Here is an 18,850-nt window from a genome sequence, read left to right as displayed (position 1 = left end):
AGCAGGATGCTAAACGTCAATCATCTTTCAGCAGAGTATCAGGGGCGGCCCGCGCTGCGTGACGTGTCGTTCCAGATTGCCGCCGGGCAACTGGTGGTGGTGCTCGGCCCGTCGGGCTGCGGCAAGACCACGCTGCTGAATTTGATCGCCGGGTTTATCGAGCCTTCAGCTGGCAGCATCACGCTGGATGGAACGCCTGTTCACGGCCCGAGCGCCGAACGGGGCGTGGTGTTCCAGCATGAGGGCTTACTGCCGTGGCGCAACGTGGTGGACAACGTCGAGTTCGGCCTGCAGCTGGCCGGCGTCGGCAAGGCGCAGCGCCGCCAGGTGGCGGAGCAGATGCTGCAGCGCGTGGGGCTGGCGGGCTATGAACAGCACTTTATCTGGCAGCTTTCCGGCGGCATGCGCCAACGCGTCGGCATCGCCCGCGCCCTGGCCGCCGATCCGCGACTGCTGTTGTTGGACGAGCCGTTCGGCGCCCTGGACGCGTTCACCCGCGAGCAAATGCAGGAGCTGTTGCTGACCATTTGGCGTGATACCGGCAAACAGGTGCTGCTGATCACCCACGATATCGAAGAGGCGGTGTTCCTCGCCAGCGAGCTGTTGCTGCTGTCGCCGGGGCCGGGGCAGGTGGTGGAGCGGCTGTCGCTGAACTTCGGCCAACGCTATGCCGACGGCGAAGCCTGCCGCGTCATCAAGTCCGATCCTGAATTTATCGCGCAGCGCGAATACGTGCTGGGCAAAGTTTTCCAACAGCGCGAGGCCATGCTATGAGCCTGCATTCCACTCTGAAGGCCGCGGCGCAGCCGCAGGGCAAAGCGGCGCGCCGTTTCAGCGTGCCGCGCAACGTTTGGCTGAGCGGCGCCACGCTGTTGACGGTGTTGATCGTCTGGTGGGGCGTGACGGCGCTGCAGCTGATCAGCCCGCTGTTTTTGCCGGCGCCGCAGCAGGTGCTGCACCAGCTGATCACCATCGCCAGCCCGCAAGGCTTTATGGACGCCACGCTGTGGCAACACCTGGTGGCCAGCCTGGGGCGCATTCTGGTGGCGCTGTTGGCGGCGGTGATCGTCGGCATTCCGGTGGGCATCGCCATGGGGCTGAACGACACGGTGCGCGGCATTCTCGATCCGCTGATTGAGATCTATCGCCCGGTGCCGCCGCTGGCCTATCTGCCGCTGATGGTGATTTGGTTCGGCATCGGCGAAACCTCAAAGATCTTACTGATTTATCTGGCGATCTTCGCGCCGGTGACGCTGTCTGCCGTGGCCGGCGTGCGCAGCGTGGCGCAGGTGCGGGTGCGTGCCGCCCGCGCGTTGGGCGCCACGCGTTGGCAGGTGCTGCGTTTCGTTGTGCTGCCGAGCGCGCTGCCGGAGATCCTGACCGGCATCCGCATCGGGCTGGGCGTCGGCTGGTCGACGCTGGTGGCCGCCGAACTGATCGCCGCCACGCGCGGCCTGGGATTTATGGTGCAATCCGCCGGTGAGTTTCTGGCGACCGACGTGGTGTTGGCCGGCATCGGCGTGATTGCGGTGATTGCATTTGGGCTGGAGCTGGGGCTGCGTGCCCTGCAGCGCCGATTGACCCCGTGGCATGGAGTACAGCAATGAACGAACGTCTGAATATCACCCCGCTGGGGCCTTACATCGGGGCGCTGGTGGAAAACGTCGAGTTGGCCCGGCCACTGGGCGACGGCCAGTTTGAGCAGCTTTATCACGCCTTGCTGAAGCATCAGGTGCTGTTCTTCCGCAATCAGCCGATCACCCCGCTGCAGCAGCGCGATCTGGCCGGCCGCTTCGGCGATCTGCATATCCATCCGGTCTATCCGCACGCCACCGACGTGGAAGAGATCATCGTGCTCGATACCCACGACGACAACCCGCCGGACAACGATAACTGGCACACCGACGTGACCTTTATCGACAACCCGCCGCTGGGGGCGATCCTGGCGGCCAAGACCTTGCCTTCCACCGGCGGCGATACGCTGTGGGCCAGTGGCATCGCGGCCTACGAGGCGCTGTCGGCACCGTTCAGAACGCTGTTGGCGGGGCTGCGTGCGGAGCATGACTTCACCAAGTCGTTCCCGGAACACAAACATCGCGGCAGTGTAGAGGAGCATCAGCGCTGGCAACAGGCGGTGCAGAAAAACCCGCCGTTGCTGCATCCGGTGGTGCGCACCCACCCGGTCAGCGGACGGCAGGCGCTGTTCGTCAATGAAGGGTTTACCACGCGGATCGTCGATCTGGCGCCGAAAGAGAGCGACGCTTTGCTGAACTTCCTGTTTGCTCACATCACCAAACCGGAGTTTCAGGTGCGCTGGCGCTGGCAGGAAAATGACGTGGCGATCTGGGATAACCGCGTGACGCAGCACTACGCCAACGCGGATTATCTGCCGCAGCGGCGCATCATGCACCGCGCGACCATTCTGGGGGATAGGCCTTTTTACAAGGCCTGAGGCTTAGGCTTCGAACGCCTGCGTTAACTGCTCCAGCTGTTCCTGCGCATCCAGCCAGGTCATCTCCGTCTCTTCCAGCGCGGATTTGGCCTGGCTTTGCTTTTGCAGGCAGTCGGTTAACTCGGCCTTGCGGCTGATGTCGTACAGCGCGGGATCCGCCAGCTGTTCCTCCACCGCCGCCAGTTCGGCGCCCAGTTTTTCCATCTGCTGTTCCAGCCTGGCGATCTGCTTGCGCAGCGGTTGGGTCTGCGTACGGAACTCCGCCTCGCGGCGTTTTTGATCCTTGCGCGCCTGCGCGCTGTTGCCGCCGCTCTCTTTTTCCGGCGCGTCCTGCTGGCTTTCCTGGCGCTGCAGGTCGACAAGCCACTGCTGGTAGTCGTCGAGATCGCCCTCGAAAGGCTCGACCTGGCCGTCGTGCACCAGGTACAGATCGTCGGTGGTGGAGCGCAGCAGGTGACGGTCGTGCGAGACCACCACCAACGCGCCTTCGAAATCGATCAGCGCCTCGGTCAGCGCCTGGCGCATGTCGAGATCCAGGTGGTTGGTCGGTTCATCGAGCAGCAGCAGGTTAGGGCGCTGCCAGACGATCAGCGCCAGCACCAGCCGCGCCTTCTCGCCGCCGGAGAAGCGTTCGGTCACTTCGCTGACCTTGTCGCCCTGGAAACCGAAGCCGCCCAGATAGTCGCGCAGCTGCTGTTCCAGCACCCGTGGTGCGATGCGGCTCAGGTGCTGCAGCGGCGATTCGTCGGCGCGCAGGAATTCCAGCTGGTGCTGGGCGAAGTAACCCAGCTTGATGCCTTTCGCCAGGCCGATCTCGCCGCTCAGCGGCTCCAGGGTGCCGGCCAGCAGTTTGATCAGCGTGGATTTACCGGCGCCGTTGCGGCCTAGCAGGCCAATGCGCGAGCCGGGCACCAGGTTCAGCTTGATTGACTTCAGGATCACTTTATCGCCATACCCGGCGCTGACTTTGTCCATGCGCAGCAGCGGGTTCGGCAGGCTTTCCGGCGGACGGAAGCTGAAGGTGAACGGGTTGTCGACGTGTGCCGGGGCGATCAGCTCCATGCGCTCCAGCATCTTGATGCGGCTCTGCGCCTGCTTGGCCTTGGTGGCCTGCGCGCGGAAACGGTCGATATAGCTTTGCAGGTGCGCCACTTTCTCTTGCTGGTGCTGATACAGCGACTGCTGCTGCGCCAGCTTGGTGGCGCGCTGGCGTTCGAACGACGAATAGTTGCCGGTGTACTCATTGATCGTCTGCTGTTCGATATGCAGGATCTTGTCGACGATCGGATCGAGGAAGTCGCGGTCGTGCGAGATCAGCACCAGCGTGCCGGGATAGCTTTTCAGCCAGCGCTCCAGCCAGATCACCGCATCGAGATCCAGGTGGTTGGTCGGTTCGTCGAGCAGCAGCAGATCGGAACGGCACACCAGCGCCTGCGCCAGGTTGAGGCGCATGCGCCAGCCGCCGGAAAAGTCGCGCACCGGGCTTTGCAGCTGTTCGTTGGAGAAGCCGAGGCCGTGCAGCAGGCTGGCGGCGCGGGAACGGATGGTCCAGGCGTCGATGGCGTCCAGCTTGCCGTGCAGGGTAGCGATGGCGTGGCCGTCGTTGCGGTCGTTGGCCGCCTGCAATTCGGCTTCGAGCTGGCGAAACTCGCGGTCGCCGTCGATAACATACTCGATCGCCGGCACGTCCAGCGCCGGCGTCTCCTGGTTGACCCAGGCCAGCGCCCAGTTGCCGGGGAAGGTAAAGCTGCCGCCATCCGCCGCGATCTCGCCCTTCAGCAGCGACAGCAGCGTGGATTTGCCGCAGCCGTTTTTGCCCACCAGGCCGACCTTCTGACCTGGATTAACCGTCGCCGTGGCGTTGTCCAGCAGGACGCGGATGCCGCGTCGAATTTGTAGCGAGGAGAATACAATCATAAAGCGCCGTATGTTCAGAGTATGTTAAATTATCATTAAGGTAACAGAACGCGCACCGCGCGCTGTTTTTGTCTTTGCGATGCATGGTAACGGAAAACCGCTACCCTGACGACGCTTTGGAGGGGAATGATGTCGCAGCCGCCCAAGGTCTTGCTGCTGTATGCCCATCCGGAATCTCATGACTCGGTGGCGAACCGGGTTTTGCTTCGACCGGCGCAGCAGTTGGAACATGTCACCGTGCACGATCTCTACGCGCACTACCCTGATTTTTTTATCGATATCCATCACGAACAACAGCTGCTGCGTGAGCATCAGGTCATCGTGTTTCAGCACCCGCTGTATACCTACAGCTGCCCGGCGCTGCTGAAGGAGTGGCTGGATCGCGTGCTGTCGCGCGGCTTCGCCAGCGGGGTGGGCGGCAATGCGCTGGCGGGCAAATACTGGCGCTCGGTGATCACCACCGGTGAGCCGGAAGGCGCCTACCGCACCGGCGGTTATAACCACTATCCGATGGAAGATATCCTGCGGCCGTTCGAGTTGACCGCCGGGATGTGCCATATGCATTGGCTGACGCCGTTCGTGGTCTATTGGGCGCGGCGGCAGAAGCCGGAGGTGCTGCGCAGCCATGCGGACGCCTACGGCGAGTGGCTGAGCCACCCGCTGCCGCACGGAGGGCGGTGACGATGGAAGGATCGACCTTACTGACCGCCATTTTGCTGTTCCTGTTCGCCGCGGTGGTGACGGTGCCGATCGCCCGTCGCCTGGGGATCGGCGCGGTGCTGGGCTATCTGATCGCCGGCATCGCCATCGGCCCCTGGGGATTGGGCTTCATTCGCGACGTCGACGAGATCCTGCATTTCTCCGAGCTGGGCGTGGTGTTCCTGATGTTCATCATCGGCCTGGAGCTGAACCCCAGCAAGCTGTGGGAGCTGCGGCGCTCGATCTTCGGCGCCGGCGCCGGCCAGGTGTTGATCACCGCTGCGGTGCTGGGCGCGTTGCTGTATCTGACGCACTTCGCCTGGCAGGCGGCGGTGATCGGCGGTATCGGCCTGGCGATGTCTTCCACCGCCATGGCGCTGCAGCTGATGCGCGAGAAGGGCATGAACCGCAACGAAGGGGGGCAGCTCGGCTTCTCGGTGCTGCTGTTCCAGGATATGGCGGTGATCCCGGCGTTGGCGCTGATCCCCATTCTGGCCGGCGCCGGCGGAACCAGCGACGACTGGGCGAAGATCGCGCTCAAGGTGGCGGCGTTCGGCGGCATGCTGATCGGCGGCCGCTTCCTGCTGCGACCGCTGTTCCGCTATATCGCCGCTTCCGGCGTGCGCGAGATCTTCACCGCCGCGGCGCTGTTGCTGGTGCTCGGCTCGGCGCTGTTTATGGAGACGCTTGGCCTGTCGATGGCGCTCGGCACCTTCATCGCCGGGGTGCTGCTGGCGGAGAGCGAATACCGCCACGAACTGGAGATTTCCATCGAGCCGTTTAAAGGGCTGCTGCTGGGGCTGTTCTTTATCTCGGTGGGCATGGTGTTGAATATCGGCGTGCTCTACACCCATCTGGCGGAGGTGTTGATCGGCGTGCTGGCGCTGGTGGCGATCAAATCCGGCGTGCTCTACGGGGTGTCGCGTCTGTTCGGCCTGCGCAGTTCGGTGCGCCTGCAGTTCGCCGGGGTGCTCAGCCAGGGCGGCGAGTTCGCCTTCGTGCTGTTTTCTGCGGCGGGCGCGCAAAAGGTGCTGCAGCCGGATCAACTCTCCTTGCTGCTGGTGGTGGTGACGCTGTCGATGATGACCACGCCGCTGCTGATGCAGGCCATCGACCGCATTTTGGCGCGTCGCTATAACGCCAAGGGCGAAGAAGAGGAAACGCCGTACGTAGAGGACGACGATCCGCAGGTGATCATCGTCGGCTTCGGGCGTTTCGGCCAGGTGATCGGCCGCCTGTTGATGGCCAACAAAATGCGCATTACCGTACTGGAGCGCGACGTCAGCGCCGTCGGCGTGCTGCGGCGTTACGGTTACCAGGTTTATTACGGCGACGCCACCGAGCTGGAGCTGCTGCGCGCGGCGGGCGCCGAGAAGGCCAAGTCGATCGTGATCACCTGCAATGAGCCGGAAGACACCATGGAGATCGTGCGGCTGTGCCAGCAGCACTTCCCGAATCTGAGCATTCTGGCGCGGGCGCGCGGCCGCGTGGAGGCGCATGAGTTGCTGCAGGCGGGCGTGAAGCAGTTCAGCCGCGAGACCTTCTCCAGCGCGCTGGAACTGGGGCGCAAAGCGCTGATGGAGTTGGGCATGCACCCGCATCAGGCCTTCCGCGCCCAGCAGCATTTCCGCCGCCTGGATATGCGCATGCTGCGTGAACTGATGCCGCCGCATCAGGGCGACGTGGCGCAAATTTCCCGCGTGAAAGAGGCGCGGCGCGAGCTGGAAGAGCTGTTCCATCGCGAAATGCAAAAAGAAAGTCGCCAGTTCGACGGCTGGGACGAATACGAATAAGCGGGAGCATAACGATGTCTGTAACACGTAAGAGATTTATCGCCGGGGCGGTGTGCCCGAGCTGCAGCGCCATGGATACGCTGGCGGTATGGCGGGAGGATCAGGTGGAGGTGGTGGAGTGCGTCAAGTGCGGCCACCATCAGCGCCAGACCGAACAACAGGTGGAAAAACACGTTCGCCCGCAAGAGCAGGTGATCGGCATTTTCCAGCCGAAGTAGCGTTTTTTTATCCCGGAGGGTACAGCGAGGCAGATTTCCGTTACAATCTGTCCGGAAAAGGCGCGCATCCCGATAACGGTGCGCGTCCTAGTAGCCAACGGTAGGAGATATCATGAAAGTAGCAAAAGACTTGGTGGTCAGCCTGGCTTACCAAGTACGTACAGAAGACGGTGTTTTGGTTGATGAGTCTCCGGTGAGCGCACCGCTGGACTATCTGCACGGGCATGGTTCTCTGATCGCAGGTCTGGAAAAAGCACTCGAAGGCCACGACGTTGGCGATCGTTTTGACGTTCACGTCGGCGCGAACGACGCGTACGGCAACTACGACGAAAACCTGGTGCAGCGCGTACCGAAAGACGTCTTCATGGGCGTTGATGAACTGCAGGTCGGCATGCGTTTCCTGGCTGACACCGATCAGGGCCCGGTACCGGTTGAAATCACCGAAGTTGACGGCGACCACGTGGTGGTTGACGGCAACCACATGCTGGCCGGCCAAAACCTGAACTTCAACGTGGAAGTTGTCGCGATCCGCGAAGCGACCGCAGAAGAACTGGCGCACGGTCACGTACACGGCGAGCACGACCATCACCACGAACACGGTGACGGCTGCTGCGGCGGTCACGGCCACAGCCACGATCACGACCATGGCCACGACCACGGTAAAGGCGGTTGCGGTAACGGCGGCTGCGGCTGCCACTAAGCAGATCGCAGTGACGAGACAAGAGGGCGGCCATCGGCTGCCCTTTTTTATGCGCGGCGCACCGGGCGCCGAACGGCACAACAGGACATGCCATGGCCACCATGAAAGACGTGGCGCGGCGCGCCGGCGTTTCCACGGCCACCGTCAGCCGGGTGATCAATAATACCGCCTACGTTGAACCGGTGACCCGCGAACGCGTCGAGAAAGCGATGCGCGAGTTTAACTACCACCGCAACGCCGCAGCGCTGGCGCTGGCGAAAAGAAGCGGCAATATGCTGGGATTGCTGACCGGCAATCTCGACGATCCGTTTTTCTCGCGTCTGGCGCGGGGCGTGGAAGACATCACGCGGCAGGCCGGCGTGCGGTTGATGTTATGCAGCGGCGGGCATCAGGCCGAGCTGGAAAAAAGCGGCCTCGATTTTCTCATCAATCAGGGATGTGAAGCCATCGTGGCGCACGTCACGCGCATGGGGGAGGAGGCGCTGCTGCGCTACGCCGCCCATACGCCCGCGCTGGTGCTGATCAATCGTTATCTGCCCGCCATCGCCAACCGTTGCATCTGGCTCGACAACGCCAATGCGGCGCAGACGGCGACCGAGCTGCTCATACGCCAGGGGCATCGAAGAATTGCCTGCGTGACGGCGGATCTGCCGATCGACGATCGCGCGCAGCGGCTAGCGGGTTACCGCCAGGCCATGGCCGCCGCCGGCATTGAGGTGCCCGGCAGCTGGATCATCAGCGTGCCCTTCAACGAGCGAGGGGGCGAACTGGCGGCCGAGCGCGTTCTGGCCAGCGACCAACGCTTCACCGCTGCAGTGACGTTCAACGACGTGATGGCCGCCGGCATGATGCGCACCTGCCATCAACGGCAAGTTCAACTGCCCCAGGCGCTGTCGATCGTCGGCTTTGACGACATTGCCCTGGCGAAATATCTCCATCCTTCGTTGACCACCGTGCATTACCCGATCGAGAAAATGGCCCGACGCGCCGCGCGCCTGGCGCTGCAGATCCACAGCGGCAGCGACGTTGCGCCGCAGAACAACCGCTTTTCGGCCGAACTTATCCTGCGAGACTCCGTAACCGACGGTGAGGCGCATGCGCAAAGCAAGCGCGGCGAATGAGAGACGGCTCACACAACGCTACCTCATGAAACCGATTACATGGCCGATTGCCTGCGCTCACATCCTCCGATTATCGAAGCCATTACGCTGTTGCAGTACCCCATCTTCAACAGGAGCCGTATATGGATAATAAGAAAACGCTCAACCTTGGGTTGGCGACGCTGCCGATTGTGGCCATGCTGTTGCTGCTCATCATCGGCTATGGTCAGTTTGGCCTGCGCATTGAACCGCTGCTGCTGGTTTCCGCCGCCATCGCCGCCGCGTTGGCCTGGTGGCAAGGCTACCGCTGGGACGACATCATCGAGGCCATCGTGGCCAAACTGGCGAAGGCGATGCCGGTTATCCTGATCCTGATCTGCGTGGGCGGCCTGATCGGCACCTGGATGATCAGCGGCACAATCCCTTACATGGTGTACTGGGGGCTGAAGCTGATCAGCCCGCAATACATTCTGATCGCCGCATTCTTCATCACCAGCGTGATCTCGGTGTGCACCGGCACTTCCTGGGGAGCGGCCGGCACCGTGGGCGTGGCGCTGATGGGCGTGGCCGCCGGTCTGGACGTGCCGCTGGCCGCCGCGGCCGGGGCGGTGGTGTCCGGCGCTTACTTCGGCGACAAAATTTCGCCGTTGTCCGATTCGACCAACTTCGCGGCCATCGTCGCGGATACCGATCTCTACAGCCATATCCAGCATCTGATGTACACGACGCTGCCGAGCTTCATCCTGGCCGCCGTGGTGTACCTGATCGCCGGCCACACCGGTGCGGTGGGCAGCGTGGCAACGCCGGAAAAAGTGACCGAAATCGTCGGCGCGCTCGAGGGGCTGTACCACTTCAATCTGCTGCTGATCCTGCCGCCGGTGCTGGTGCTGTGGGGCGCGGTGACCAAACGGCCGGTGATCCCCGTTATGCTGGCCGCCTGCGCGCTGGCGATCGCCATCGGCGTCGCGCTGCAGGGCTTTAGCCTGCAGCAGGGGCTGAATGCGTTGATGGACGGTTTCAATCTGTCGATGTTCGCCAATCAGGGCCATAACGTCGAAGGGATCGTCGCCGATGTGCCGCGCCTGCTGAACCGCGGCGGCATGTTCTCGATGATGAGTACGATCCTGCTGGTGTTCTGCGCCTTTTCCTTCGCCGGCGCTCTGACGCTGACCGGCGCGCTGACGGTGATCATCAGCCGGCTGCTGAAAGTGGTGCACACCACCGGCCAGCTGATCGCCGCCACCGTTGCCACCACTATCCTGGTGACCGGCGCGACCAGCGACGGCAAGCTGGCGCTGCTGATCCCGGCGGAGCTGTTCAAAGGGGCCTATCGACGCATGGGGCTGGACAACAAAAATCTGTCGCGCACCGTCGAAGATGCGGGCACCGTCATCGAACCGCTGATCCCGTGGACGGCCGCCGGCATTTACATGGCCACCACGCTGGGGGTCAGCACCCTCGATCTGCTGCCGTGGGCGATCCAATGTTATGCCGCGGTGGTGTTCGCCCTGATTTATGGGTTCACCGGCTTCGGTATCGCCAAACTCCAACCTCAGAACGACTTGCAGCGTAAGGAAGCCTGACATGACGAGTCATTTCAACGCCATCATCGATCGCCACAACACCGGCTCCGTGAAGTGGGACTTCATCGACCGCTATCTGCAACTGGACGGCAGCGAACTGTTGCCGATGTGGGTGTCCGATTTCGATTTTCCGTGCCCGCCAGAGGTGCAGCAGGCGCTGCATCAGCGGGTGGACCACGGCGTCTTTGGCTACAGCGAACGCGACGACGCTTACTATGAGGCAGCGATCGACTGGTTTGCCAAGCGGCACGGCTTGCCGCTGCGGCGCGAGTGGTTCACGTCGATTGAAGGGGTGGTGCCGGGGCTGGCGATGCTGATCCAACTGCTCAGCAAGCCGGGGGACGGGGTGGTGGTGCAGGGGCCGTATTATGGCTCGTTCGCCAAGATAGTCACCATGAACGGCAGAGAGGTGATTGAAAACCCGCTGCGGGAAACCCCTCAGGGATACCGGATCGATTTCGACCAGCTGGCCGCCTGCCTGGCGCAGCGTAAACCGCCGCTGTTGTTGCTGTGCAACCCGCACAATCCAACCGGCCGTTGCTGGCGCCGCGATGAACTGGAGCGGCTCATGGCGCTCTGCCACGCCCACGACGTCACGGTGATCTCCGATGAAATTTGGGCCGATCTGCTGCTGCCCGGCGAGACGTTTACGTCGGTGTTGCATCTGGGCGAGGAATATCGCGATCGGGTGATTGCGGCGACGTCCGCCAGCAAAACGTTCGGCCTCTCCTCGCTGCGCATTTCGAATTTCCTGATCCCCAACGCCCGGCTTCGGCAGGCGTTTGTCGATCGGCTGAACGCCCACGGGCTGGATGTATTCAACGCGCTGTCGATGACGGCGGCGACCGCGGCCTATCAACGGGGCGCTGCCTGGCTTGATGAGCTGCTCGACTACCTGGCGGAGAATCGGCGTTGGTTTGAGCAGGCGCTGGCGGCCGCCGCACCCTGGTGCGCGATGACCCAGGCTGAAGGGACCTATCTCGCCTGGCTGGATTGCCGCTCGCTGGGTTTGAGCGATACAGACTTGCAGCAGGCGCTGGTGGCGGTGGCGAAGCTGGCGCCGTCGATGGGCAGCGGTTTCGGCCCGCAGGGGAGCGGTTTTATCCGCATCAACCTGGGGTGCCCGCGCCGGTATCTCGAGCGCGCCGTCGCGGGGTTGGCACGCCTGAAATAACCGCATGGCGGGCCCTCAATAGTGCGGCGGAGGCGTTTCTTCCGATTGCGAGGCGATCATTGAGGTTTGAGTCGAGCGCAGCTTGTCGGTCAACATGCGCAGGTGTTCGCGCATCTTCAGCATTTCCATTTGATGCTGGATGACTGTTTGGTTGAGCTCTTCGATGGTGAGCTCTTGGAAGGCCTGACGGCTCTCCAGTTCTTCAAGCCGCTGTAGCAGGCGTTGAATGTCGGCGTTGTGCATGAGGCTACCTCTGACGCGATAAAATCCTGATTCGGCGCTATGGTAACAGCTGGCGCCGGGTTTGCTCGCGCTATTTCTCCAGACGGCGCGCAACGTTGCGATCGACAATGTAAAGTGCTGAAAAGTTGCACGCGCGATCTGCCGTTTTTTGCGAGCCTGGCCGAATATCCCGCAAGAAAAATCTGATTTATCATGGGAGTAGCACGCAGGGGGAAACTTCTTGGCAAAGCGGGAGTCACACTTTGACTCGATTGGTTACCTGTGCGACTGTTTTGTTTTGTTTCAGGCAGCTATAGTAGCCCGGTTATCTTACCTAATGATTGTTTGGGGCATTGCTTCAGACACTGGAGAAATGGATGAAATCTTTGTTTAAAGTCACGCTTCTGGCAACCACCATGGCTTTTGCTCTGAATGCGACCCAGGTCATGGCAGCCGATGCCGCCAAACCGGCAGAAGCCGCTAAACCAGCGGACGCGGCAGCAGCACCGAGCACCGGCAAGTTCAAAAACGACGACGAGCAAGCGGCTTACGCACTGGGCGCCTCTCTCGGCCGTTACATGGACAACTCTCTGAAAGAGCAAGAGAAGCTGGGCATCAAGCTGGACAAAGATCAGCTGATTGCCGGCGTTCAGGACGCGTTCGCCAACAAGAGCAAACTGAACGACGCCGACATCGAGAAGACCCTGCAGGGCTTCGAAGCGCGCGTGAAGGCTTCCGCTCAGGCGAAGATGGAACAGGACGCCAAGGACAACGAAACCAAAGGCGCCAAGTACCGCGATAGCTTCGCTAAAGAAAAAGGCGTGAAGAAAACCGAATCCGGCCTGCTGTACCAGGTAGAGAAGCCGGGCGCGGGTGAAGCGCCGAAAGACAGCGACACCGTGGTGGTGAACTACAAAGGCACCCTGACCGACGGTACCGAGTTCGATAACTCCTACACTCGCGGCGAGCCGCTGTCGTTCCGTCTGGACGGTGTGATCCCAGGCTGGACCGAAGGCCTGAAGCACATCAAGAAAGGCGGCAAAATCAAGCTGGTGATCCCACCGGCGCTGGCCTACGGCAAAACCGGCGTTCCGGGCATCCCGGCTAACTCCACGCTGGTCTTCGACGTTGAGCTGCTGGACGTGAAAGCGGCGCCGAAAGCCGACGCTAAAGCCGAAAAACCGGCGGACGCGAAAGCCGACGCTAAAGCGAAATAACATCGTCGCTCTGTTTGCCACCGCCGCGGATGCCCTCCGCGGCGGTTTTCATTTCGGCAGCCGCCGCTTCTCTCTCCATTGAACGCTTGACGCCTGCCGGGCATCGGGCTTAACGTCAATACCACGCGCAAACGCAAGGACTTTGCTCCGGCCGCTTTGCTAGACTAATAATTCTGACTTATCAGTCATGCGTCTGCCCCTTAGGGCGTGTACCTAAAATTGTTCCCGGCCGCCTCGCCCGCGGATGCCATTGTGCAGTTCGATGCCGCTCTCAGCCGGCCGCGCTACGGCGTGCCGACGACGGCAGCGATCCGGTCCGAGCGGTTTTAGCTGCGCCCCCTGGCACAGGCGATCTATGAGGGTGGTATCTTCGATGTCGAATTCGCTTTTATCCAGCGAAGCCAGCGAACTTGATTTGCTGAATGAACGTCCGTTTACTCAAACGGATCATGAAATCCTGAAATCCTACGAAGCGGTGGTCGACGGGCTGGCGATGTTGATCGGCGGCCACTGCGAGATCGTACTGCACGCGCTGGAAGACCTGAACAGCTCCGCGGTACGCATCGCCAACGGTGAACATACCGGGCGTAAAATCGGCTCGCCGATCACCGATCTTGCGCTGCGCATGCTGCACGACATGGCCGGCGACGACAGCAGCGTGTCGAAAGCCTACTTTACCCGCGCCAAGAGCGGCGTGTTGATGAAGTCGGTGACCATCGCCATTCGCAATCGCGAGCAGCGGGTGATCGGCTTGCTGTGCATCAACATGAACCTCGACGTACCGTTCTCGCAGATCATGCAGACCTTTATGCCGCCGGCCACGCAGGACGTGCCGTCGTCGGTGAATTTTGCGTCTTCCGTCGACGATCTGGTGGCGCAGACGCTGGAGTTCACCATCGAAGAGGTGAACGCCGACCGCTCGGTGTCCAATAACGCCAAGAACCGCCAGGTGGTGCTCAACCTCTATGAGAAAGGCATCTTCGACATCAAGGATGCGATCAACCAGGTGGCGGATCGCCTGAACATCTCCAAACACACCGTGTATCTGTACATCCGCCAGTTCAAGAGCGGCGATCTGTTGGGAAGCGACCGTTGATGCTCGATTATTGCCTGTTGGTCACCGGCCCGGCTTACGGCACGCAGCAGGCCAGCAGCGCCTATCAGTTCGCTCAGGCTTTGTTGGCGAAAGGGCACCGGCTTTCCAGCGTCTTTTTCTACCGTGAGGGCGTGCTGAACGCCAACCAGCTGACCGCGCCCGCCAGCGACGAGTTCGACCTGGTGCGCGGTTGGACGCAACTGGCGCAGCAACACGGCGTAGCGCTAAACGTCTGCGTAGCCGCCGCGTTGCGCCGTGGGGTCACCGACGAGCAGGAGGCGGCGCAACAGGGGCTGGCAAGCGCCAACCTGCAGCCTGGTTTTACCCTGAGCGGGCTGGGTTCCCTGGCCGAAGCGTCGCTGAGTTGCGACCGTCTGGTGCAGTTCTGAGGATATGATGAAACGAGTCGCTTTTGTTTTCACCCACGGGCCACACGGCGGCGCCGGCGGCAGGGAAGGGCTGGATGCGCTGCTCGCCACGTCGGCGCTCAGTGAAGATTTGGGGGTGTTTTTTGTCGGCGACGGCGTATTGCAGCTGTTGCCAGGCCAGCAACCGGAAAAGATTTTGGCGCGCAATTACATCGCCACCTTCGGCGTGCTGCCGCTGTATGACGTGGAGCGGTGCTATCTGTGCCAGGCTTCGCTGCAGGAGCGTGGGCTGAGCCAGGTGACCGATTGGGTGCTGGATGCCGAGGTGCTGGCGCCGGACGAACTGCGCCGCGAACTGGCCGGCTACGACGCCGTGATGACGTTTTAGGATCCTCTGATGCTGTATACCCTGAGCCACTCGCCAAACCAATGTGACTTGCCTGCGCTGCTGCGCCTGACGGCGGAGGGTGACGCGTTGCTGCTGCTGCAGGACGGCGTGCTTGCAGGCCTTGCCGGCAGCGCCCATCTTGAATCGCTGCTCGCCGCCCCCATATCCCTTTACGCGCTGCAGGACGACCTGGAAGCCCGGGGATTGGTTGGTCATTTTTCGCACAAAATCACTGTCGTCGGCTATAATCACTTCGTTGAATTAACCGAACAACACCGCAGCCAAATGGCCTGGTAATGAGAGTGATGTTGTATATTTCTTGACACCCATACTGGTCAGCCCTAAAATTCTGCGTCCTCGTACTTTGCCAATAGTGCATACGAGGGGATTTATCACATGTTTACGAAGCTAGTACGAAGCAAAAACCAGGAGCTTTTTTAATGGCAACAATTAACCAGCTGGTTCGCAAACCACGCTCTGTGAAGGCTGCTAAAAGCAACGTTCCAGCGCTGGAAGCCTGCCCGCAGAAACGTGGCGTATGCACCCGCGTATACACCACTACCCCGAAAAAACCAAACTCCGCACTGCGTAAAGTTTGCCGTGTGCGTTTGACCAACGGTTTCGAAGTGACTTCCTACATCGGTGGCGAAGGCCACAACCTGCAGGAACACTCCGTAATCCTGATCCGTGGCGGTCGTGTAAAAGACCTGCCAGGTGTGCGTTACCACACCGTCCGCGGTGCGCTTGACTGCTCCGGTGTTAAAGACCGTAAGCAAGCTCGTTCCAAGTACGGCGTGAAGAAGCCAAAGGCTTAATGGTTCTCCGTTAAGTAAGGCCAAACGTTTTAACTTTAATGTCAAAATAAACTCGTAGAGTTTTGGACAATCCTGAATTAACAACGGAGTATTTCCATGCCACGTCGTCGCGTAATCGGCCAACGTAAAATCCTGCCAGATCCTAAGTTCGGATCTGAGCTGCTGGCCAAATTTGTAAATATCCTGATGGTAGACGGTAAAAAATCTACTGCAGAAGCAATCGTCTATACCGCGCTGGAGACCCTGGCTCAGCGTTCTGGTAAAGATCACCTGGAAGCTTTCGAAGTCGCTCTCGACAACGTTCGCCCGACTGTAGAAGTTAAGTCGCGTCGCGTTGGCGGTTCTACTTATCAGGTACCAGTTGAAGTCCGCCCGGTTCGTCGTAATGCTCTGGCAATGCGTTGGATCGTTGATGCTGCACGTAAACGCGGTGATAAATCCATGGCTCTGCGCCTGGCGAACGAGCTGTCTGACGCAGCAGAGAACAAAGGTTCTGCTGTTAAGAAGCGTGAAGACGTTCACCGTATGGCCGAAGCCAACAAGGCGTTCGCCCACTACCGCTGGTAATCACCCGGCTGTAGTCATGCTAACCAAGCGGGCGCGTCAAATCGGCCCGCTTGGGTTAACTGAACTTGAACGCCCTAGGAATAGAGGAATCAAATGGCTCGTACAACACCCATTGCACGCTACCGCAACATCGGTATCAGTGCTCACATCGACGCCGGTAAAACCACCACTACCGAACGTATTCTGTTCTACACCGGTGTAAACCACAAAATCGGTGAAGTTCATGACGGCGCTGCCACCATGGACTGGATGGAACAGGAGCAGGAGCGTGGTATTACCATCACTTCTGCAGCGACTACTGCTTTCTGGTCTGGTATGGCCAAGCAGTTCGAACCGCATCGCGTAAATATCATCGACACCCCAGGGCACGTTGACTTCACCATCGAAGTAGAACGTTCCATGCGTGTGCTGGATGGCGCGGTAATGGTTTACTGTGCTGTTGGTGGTGTTCAGCCACAGTCTGAAACCGTATGGCGTCAGGCTAACAAATACAAAGTGCCACGTATCGCGTTCGTTAACAAAATGGACCGTATGGGTGCTAACTTCCTGAAAGTTGTAGGCCAGATCAAATCTCGTCTGGGCGCCAACCCTGTTCCTCTGCAGCTGGCTATCGGCGCAGAAGACAAATTCACCGGCGTTATCGACCTGGTGAAAATGAAGGCGATCAACTGGAACGAAGAAGACGCAGGCGTAACCTTCGAATACGAAGACGTCCCGGCTGACATGATGGATCTGGCTGAAGAATGGCGCCAGAACCTGATCGAGTCCGCTGCGGAAGCTTCCGAAGAGCTGATGGAAAAATACCTGGGCGGCGAAGAGCTGACCGAGGAAGAAATCAAAACTGCTCTGCGTCAGCGCGTACTGAACAACGAAATCATCCTGGTTACCTGCGGTTCTGCGTTCAAGAACAAAGGCGTGCAGGCGATGCTGGATGCGGTAATCGAATACCTGCCGGCACCAACTGACGTTCCTGCGATCAACGGTATCCTGGACGACGGTAAAGACACTCCGGCTGAGCGTCACGCAAGTGATGACGAGCCGTTCTCTGCTCTGGCGTTCAAAATCGCTACCGACCCGTTCGTCGGTAACTTGACCTTCTTCCGCGTGTACTCCGGCGTTGTTAACTCCGGCGACACCGTGCTGAACTCCGTTAAGTCTGCGCGCGAGCGTTTCGGCCGTATCGTTCAGATGCACGCTAACAAGCGTGAAGAGATCAAAGAAGTTCGCGCAGGCGACATCGCCGCTGCGATCGGTCTGAAAGACGTGACCACCGGGGACACCCTGTGTGATCCAGACTCTCCAATCATCCTGGAGCGTATGGAATTCCCTGAGCCGGTAATCTCTATCGCCGTTGAACCGAAAACCAAAGCTGACCAGGAAAAAATGGGTCTGGCTCTGGGCCGTCTGGCTAAAGAAGACCCGTCATTCCGCGTATGGACTGACGAAGAGTCTAACCAGACCATCATCGCCGGTATGGGTGAACTGCACCTCGACATCATCGTTGACCGCATGAAGCGTGAATTCAACGTTGAAGCTAACGTGGGCAAACCTCAGGTAGCTTACCGCGAAGCGATTCGCGCGAAGATTACCGATGTTGAAGGTAAGCACGCCAAGCAGTCTGGTGGTCGCGGTCAGTACGGTCACGTTGTGATCGACATGTACCCACTGGAGCCGGGCTCTAACCCGAAAGGTTACGAGTTCGTCAACGACATCAAAGGTGGTGTAATTCCTGGCGAATACATCCCTGCCGTTGATAAAGGCATCCAGGAGCAGCTGAAGTCTGGTCCGTTGGCTGGTTACCCGGTAGTAGACATGGGTATTCGTCTGCACTTCGGTTCTTACCACGACGTTGACTCCTCTGAACTGGCGTTTAAACTGGCCGCGTCTATCGCCTTTAAAGAAGGCTTTAAGAAAGCGAAACCCGTTCTGCTTGAGCCTATCATGAAGGTTGAAGTTGAGACTCCAGAAGAGAACACCGGTGACGTTATCGGTGACTTGAGCCGTCGTCGCGGCATGCTGCGCGGTCAGGAATCTGAAGTGACTGGCGTTAAGATCCACGCTGAAGTACCGTTGTCCGAAATGTTCGGCTACGCAACTCAGCTGCGTTCTCTGACTAAAGGTCGCGCATCATACACCATGGAATTCCTGAAGTATGATGATGCACCGAACAACGTCGCTCAGGCCGTAATCGAAGCCCGTGGCAAATAAGCCGCAGGGTTAAAACCAAAGTCCCGTGCTCTCTCCAGAAGGGGAGAGCGCTATAGTAAGGAATATAGCCGTGTCTAAAGAAAAATTTGAACGTACAAAACCGCACGTTAACGTTGGTACTATCGGCCACGTTGACCACGGTAAAACTACCCTGACTGCAGCGATCACTACCGTACTGGCTAAAACCTACGGCGGTTCTGCACGTGCTTTCGACCAGATCGATAACGCGCCAGAAGAAAAAGCTCGTGGTATCACCATCAACACCTCTCACGTTGAGTATGACACCCCGACTCGTCACTACGCGCACGTTGACTGCCCAGGGCACGCCGACTA

General features: G+C 60.0%; 21 protein-coding genes. 19 read left to right on the top strand and 2 right to left on the bottom strand.

Annotated features, from left to right (window positions below; all coding sequences use genetic code 11):
- Positions 1-6 precede the first annotated feature (6 nt).
- The 3 genes from tauB to tauD are packed head-to-tail and all read left to right on the top strand — an operon-like array spanning position 7 to position 2,452.
- The gene (gene tauB / locus ACJ8HB_RS19215; RefSeq protein WP_047570285.1) at positions 7-774 is read left to right on the top strand and encodes a taurine ABC transporter ATP-binding subunit; all 768 of its coding nucleotides are present in this window, start codon (positions 7-9) and stop codon (positions 772-774) included.
- Positions 771-1,607 carry a taurine ABC transporter permease TauC gene (gene tauC / locus ACJ8HB_RS19210; protein ID WP_047570286.1) on the top strand — a complete coding sequence of 279 codons (837 nt, stop codon included), beginning with the start codon at positions 771-773 and terminating at the stop codon, positions 1,605-1,607. The genes tauB and tauC overlap by 4 nt, the downstream gene beginning before the upstream one ends.
- Complete coding sequence (tauD, locus tag ACJ8HB_RS19205) at positions 1,604-2,452, top strand: taurine dioxygenase (RefSeq protein ID WP_033654872.1); 849 nt, start codon at positions 1,604-1,606, stop codon at positions 2,450-2,452. The genes tauC and tauD overlap by 4 nt, the downstream gene beginning before the upstream one ends.
- A gap of 3 nt (positions 2,453-2,455) precedes the next feature.
- On the opposite strand, the gene ACJ8HB_RS19200 is transcribed toward tauD, so the two are convergent.
- Positions 2,456-4,369 carry an ABC transporter ATP-binding protein gene (locus ACJ8HB_RS19200; protein ID WP_047570288.1) on the bottom strand — a complete coding sequence of 638 codons (1,914 nt, stop codon included), beginning with the start codon at positions 4,367-4,369 and terminating at the stop codon, positions 2,456-2,458.
- A 129-nt stretch (positions 4,370-4,498) separates the two neighbouring features.
- Here ACJ8HB_RS19200 and kefG point away from each other — a divergent pair, with 129 nt between their 5' ends.
- The 7 genes from kefG (at position 4,499) to ACJ8HB_RS19165 (ending at position 11,636) form a co-directional block, all read left to right on the top strand.
- Positions 4,499-5,050 carry a glutathione-regulated potassium-efflux system ancillary protein KefG gene (gene kefG, locus ACJ8HB_RS19195; protein ID WP_025159909.1) on the top strand — a complete coding sequence of 184 codons (552 nt, stop codon included), beginning with the start codon at positions 4,499-4,501 and terminating at the stop codon, positions 5,048-5,050.
- A gap of 2 nt (positions 5,051-5,052) precedes the next feature.
- Positions 5,053-6,861, top strand: coding sequence for a glutathione-regulated potassium-efflux system protein KefB (gene kefB / locus ACJ8HB_RS19190; protein WP_033636264.1), 1,809 nt, complete (start codon positions 5,053-5,055; stop codon positions 6,859-6,861).
- 14 nt (positions 6,862-6,875) lie between these two features.
- Positions 6,876-7,079 carry a YheV family putative zinc ribbon protein gene (locus ACJ8HB_RS19185; protein WP_041036966.1) on the top strand — a complete coding sequence of 68 codons (204 nt, stop codon included), beginning with the start codon at positions 6,876-6,878 and terminating at the stop codon, positions 7,077-7,079.
- A gap of 112 nt (positions 7,080-7,191) precedes the next feature.
- Entirely contained in the window at positions 7,192-7,779 is a 588-nt protein-coding gene (slyD, locus tag ACJ8HB_RS19180) for a peptidylprolyl isomerase (RefSeq protein WP_033654873.1), read from the top strand.
- Between the two features lie 92 nt (positions 7,780-7,871).
- Entirely contained in the window at positions 7,872-8,900 is a 1,029-nt protein-coding gene (locus ACJ8HB_RS19175) for a LacI family DNA-binding transcriptional regulator (RefSeq protein WP_033654874.1), read from the top strand.
- 122 nt (positions 8,901-9,022) lie between these two features.
- Positions 9,023-10,462, top strand: a complete 1,440-nt coding sequence (nhaC, locus tag ACJ8HB_RS19170) for a Na+/H+ antiporter NhaC (protein WP_047570292.1) — start codon at positions 9,023-9,025, stop codon at positions 10,460-10,462.
- 1 nt (position 10,463) lies between these two features.
- Positions 10,464-11,636, top strand: coding sequence for a MalY/PatB family protein (locus ACJ8HB_RS19165; RefSeq protein ID WP_047570294.1), 1,173 nt, complete (start codon positions 10,464-10,466; stop codon positions 11,634-11,636).
- 15 nt (positions 11,637-11,651) lie between these two features.
- On the opposite strand, the gene ACJ8HB_RS19160 is transcribed toward ACJ8HB_RS19165, so the two are convergent.
- Entirely contained in the window at positions 11,652-11,879 is a 228-nt protein-coding gene (locus ACJ8HB_RS19160; RefSeq protein WP_004930414.1) for a SlyX family protein, read from the bottom strand.
- Between the two features lie 356 nt (positions 11,880-12,235).
- Between ACJ8HB_RS19160 and fkpA the strand changes: the two genes are divergently transcribed.
- The 9 genes from fkpA to ACJ8HB_RS19115 form a co-directional block, all read left to right on the top strand.
- The gene (gene fkpA, locus ACJ8HB_RS19155) at positions 12,236-13,075 is read left to right on the top strand and encodes an FKBP-type peptidyl-prolyl cis-trans isomerase (protein ID WP_016930330.1); all 840 of its coding nucleotides are present in this window, start codon (positions 12,236-12,238) and stop codon (positions 13,073-13,075) included.
- A gap of 373 nt (positions 13,076-13,448) precedes the next feature.
- Positions 13,449-14,171, top strand: coding sequence for a helix-turn-helix transcriptional regulator (locus ACJ8HB_RS19150; RefSeq protein ID WP_004930418.1), 723 nt, complete (start codon positions 13,449-13,451; stop codon positions 14,169-14,171).
- Entirely contained in the window at positions 14,171-14,560 is a 390-nt protein-coding gene (tusD, locus tag ACJ8HB_RS19145; RefSeq protein WP_033636259.1) for a sulfurtransferase complex subunit TusD, read from the top strand. Before ACJ8HB_RS19150 ends, tusD begins: the two co-directional genes overlap by 1 nt.
- Positions 14,561-14,567: 7 nt before the next feature.
- Positions 14,568-14,927, top strand: coding sequence for a sulfurtransferase complex subunit TusC (tusC, locus tag ACJ8HB_RS19140; RefSeq protein WP_033636258.1), 360 nt, complete (start codon positions 14,568-14,570; stop codon positions 14,925-14,927).
- A gap of 9 nt (positions 14,928-14,936) precedes the next feature.
- Positions 14,937-15,224 (top strand): sulfurtransferase complex subunit TusB, encoded by a 288-nt coding sequence (gene tusB, locus ACJ8HB_RS19135; RefSeq protein ID WP_033636257.1) that lies wholly within the window; start codon positions 14,937-14,939, stop codon positions 15,222-15,224.
- A gap of 143 nt (positions 15,225-15,367) precedes the next feature.
- A complete protein-coding gene (rpsL, locus tag ACJ8HB_RS19130; RefSeq protein ID WP_004930426.1) occupies positions 15,368-15,742 on the top strand; it encodes a 30S ribosomal protein S12 in 375 nt (124 codons plus the stop codon).
- Positions 15,743-15,838: 96 nt separating this feature from the next.
- Positions 15,839-16,309 carry a 30S ribosomal protein S7 gene (gene rpsG / locus ACJ8HB_RS19125; RefSeq protein WP_004956203.1) on the top strand — a complete coding sequence of 157 codons (471 nt, stop codon included), beginning with the start codon at positions 15,839-15,841 and terminating at the stop codon, positions 16,307-16,309.
- A gap of 93 nt (positions 16,310-16,402) precedes the next feature.
- Complete coding sequence (fusA, locus tag ACJ8HB_RS19120) at positions 16,403-18,517, top strand: elongation factor G (RefSeq protein WP_033654876.1); 2,115 nt, start codon at positions 16,403-16,405, stop codon at positions 18,515-18,517.
- Between the two features lie 70 nt (positions 18,518-18,587).
- A partial coding sequence (locus ACJ8HB_RS19115) for a GTP-binding protein (protein WP_227640557.1) occupies positions 18,588-18,850 on the top strand: 263 nt, incomplete at its 3' end.

Source organism: Serratia sp. CY27727 (assembly GCF_052169275.1).
Lineage (GTDB): Bacteria > Pseudomonadota > Gammaproteobacteria > Enterobacterales > Enterobacteriaceae > Serratia > Serratia sarumanii.
The sequence above is the reverse complement of the archived record's forward strand: the minus strand, read 5'-3'. Positions and strand labels throughout refer to the sequence as shown.

Excerpts from the sequence above, each read along its gene's own strand:
- rpsG (WP_004956203.1), top strand. The coding sequence starts at position 15,839 with ATGCCACGTCGTCGCGTAATCGGCCAACGTAAAATCCTGCCAGATCCT.
- nhaC (WP_047570292.1), top strand. The coding sequence starts at position 9,023 with ATGGATAATAAGAAAACGCTCAACCTTGGGTTGGCGACGCTGCCGATT.
- tauD (WP_033654872.1), top strand. The coding sequence starts at position 1,604 with ATGAACGAACGTCTGAATATCACCCCGCTGGGGCCTTACATCGGGGCG.
- ACJ8HB_RS19185 (WP_041036966.1), top strand. The coding sequence starts at position 6,876 with ATGTCTGTAACACGTAAGAGATTTATCGCCGGGGCGGTGTGCCCGAGC.
- fusA (WP_033654876.1), top strand. The coding sequence starts at position 16,403 with ATGGCTCGTACAACACCCATTGCACGCTACCGCAACATCGGTATCAGT.
- kefG (WP_025159909.1), top strand. The coding sequence starts at position 4,499 with ATGTCGCAGCCGCCCAAGGTCTTGCTGCTGTATGCCCATCCGGAATCT.
- slyD (WP_033654873.1), top strand. The coding sequence starts at position 7,192 with ATGAAAGTAGCAAAAGACTTGGTGGTCAGCCTGGCTTACCAAGTACGT.
- tauC (WP_047570286.1), top strand. The coding sequence starts at position 771 with ATGAGCCTGCATTCCACTCTGAAGGCCGCGGCGCAGCCGCAGGGCAAA.
- tusB (WP_033636257.1), top strand. The coding sequence starts at position 14,937 with ATGCTGTATACCCTGAGCCACTCGCCAAACCAATGTGACTTGCCTGCG.
- tauB (WP_047570285.1), top strand. The coding sequence starts at position 7 with ATGCTAAACGTCAATCATCTTTCAGCAGAGTATCAGGGGCGGCCCGCG.
- kefB (WP_033636264.1), top strand. The coding sequence starts at position 5,053 with ATGGAAGGATCGACCTTACTGACCGCCATTTTGCTGTTCCTGTTCGCC.
- ACJ8HB_RS19160 (WP_004930414.1), bottom strand. The coding sequence starts at position 11,879 with ATGCACAACGCCGACATTCAACGCCTGCTACAGCGGCTTGAAGAACTG.
- tusD (WP_033636259.1), top strand. The coding sequence starts at position 14,171 with ATGCTCGATTATTGCCTGTTGGTCACCGGCCCGGCTTACGGCACGCAG.
- ACJ8HB_RS19150 (WP_004930418.1), top strand. The coding sequence starts at position 13,449 with ATGTCGAATTCGCTTTTATCCAGCGAAGCCAGCGAACTTGATTTGCTG.
- ACJ8HB_RS19200 (WP_047570288.1), bottom strand. The coding sequence starts at position 4,369 with ATGATTGTATTCTCCTCGCTACAAATTCGACGCGGCATCCGCGTCCTG.
- tusC (WP_033636258.1), top strand. The coding sequence starts at position 14,568 with ATGAAACGAGTCGCTTTTGTTTTCACCCACGGGCCACACGGCGGCGCC.
- rpsL (WP_004930426.1), top strand. The coding sequence starts at position 15,368 with ATGGCAACAATTAACCAGCTGGTTCGCAAACCACGCTCTGTGAAGGCT.
- fkpA (WP_016930330.1), top strand. The coding sequence starts at position 12,236 with ATGAAATCTTTGTTTAAAGTCACGCTTCTGGCAACCACCATGGCTTTT.
- ACJ8HB_RS19165 (WP_047570294.1), top strand. The coding sequence starts at position 10,464 with ATGACGAGTCATTTCAACGCCATCATCGATCGCCACAACACCGGCTCC.
- ACJ8HB_RS19175 (WP_033654874.1), top strand. The coding sequence starts at position 7,872 with ATGGCCACCATGAAAGACGTGGCGCGGCGCGCCGGCGTTTCCACGGCC.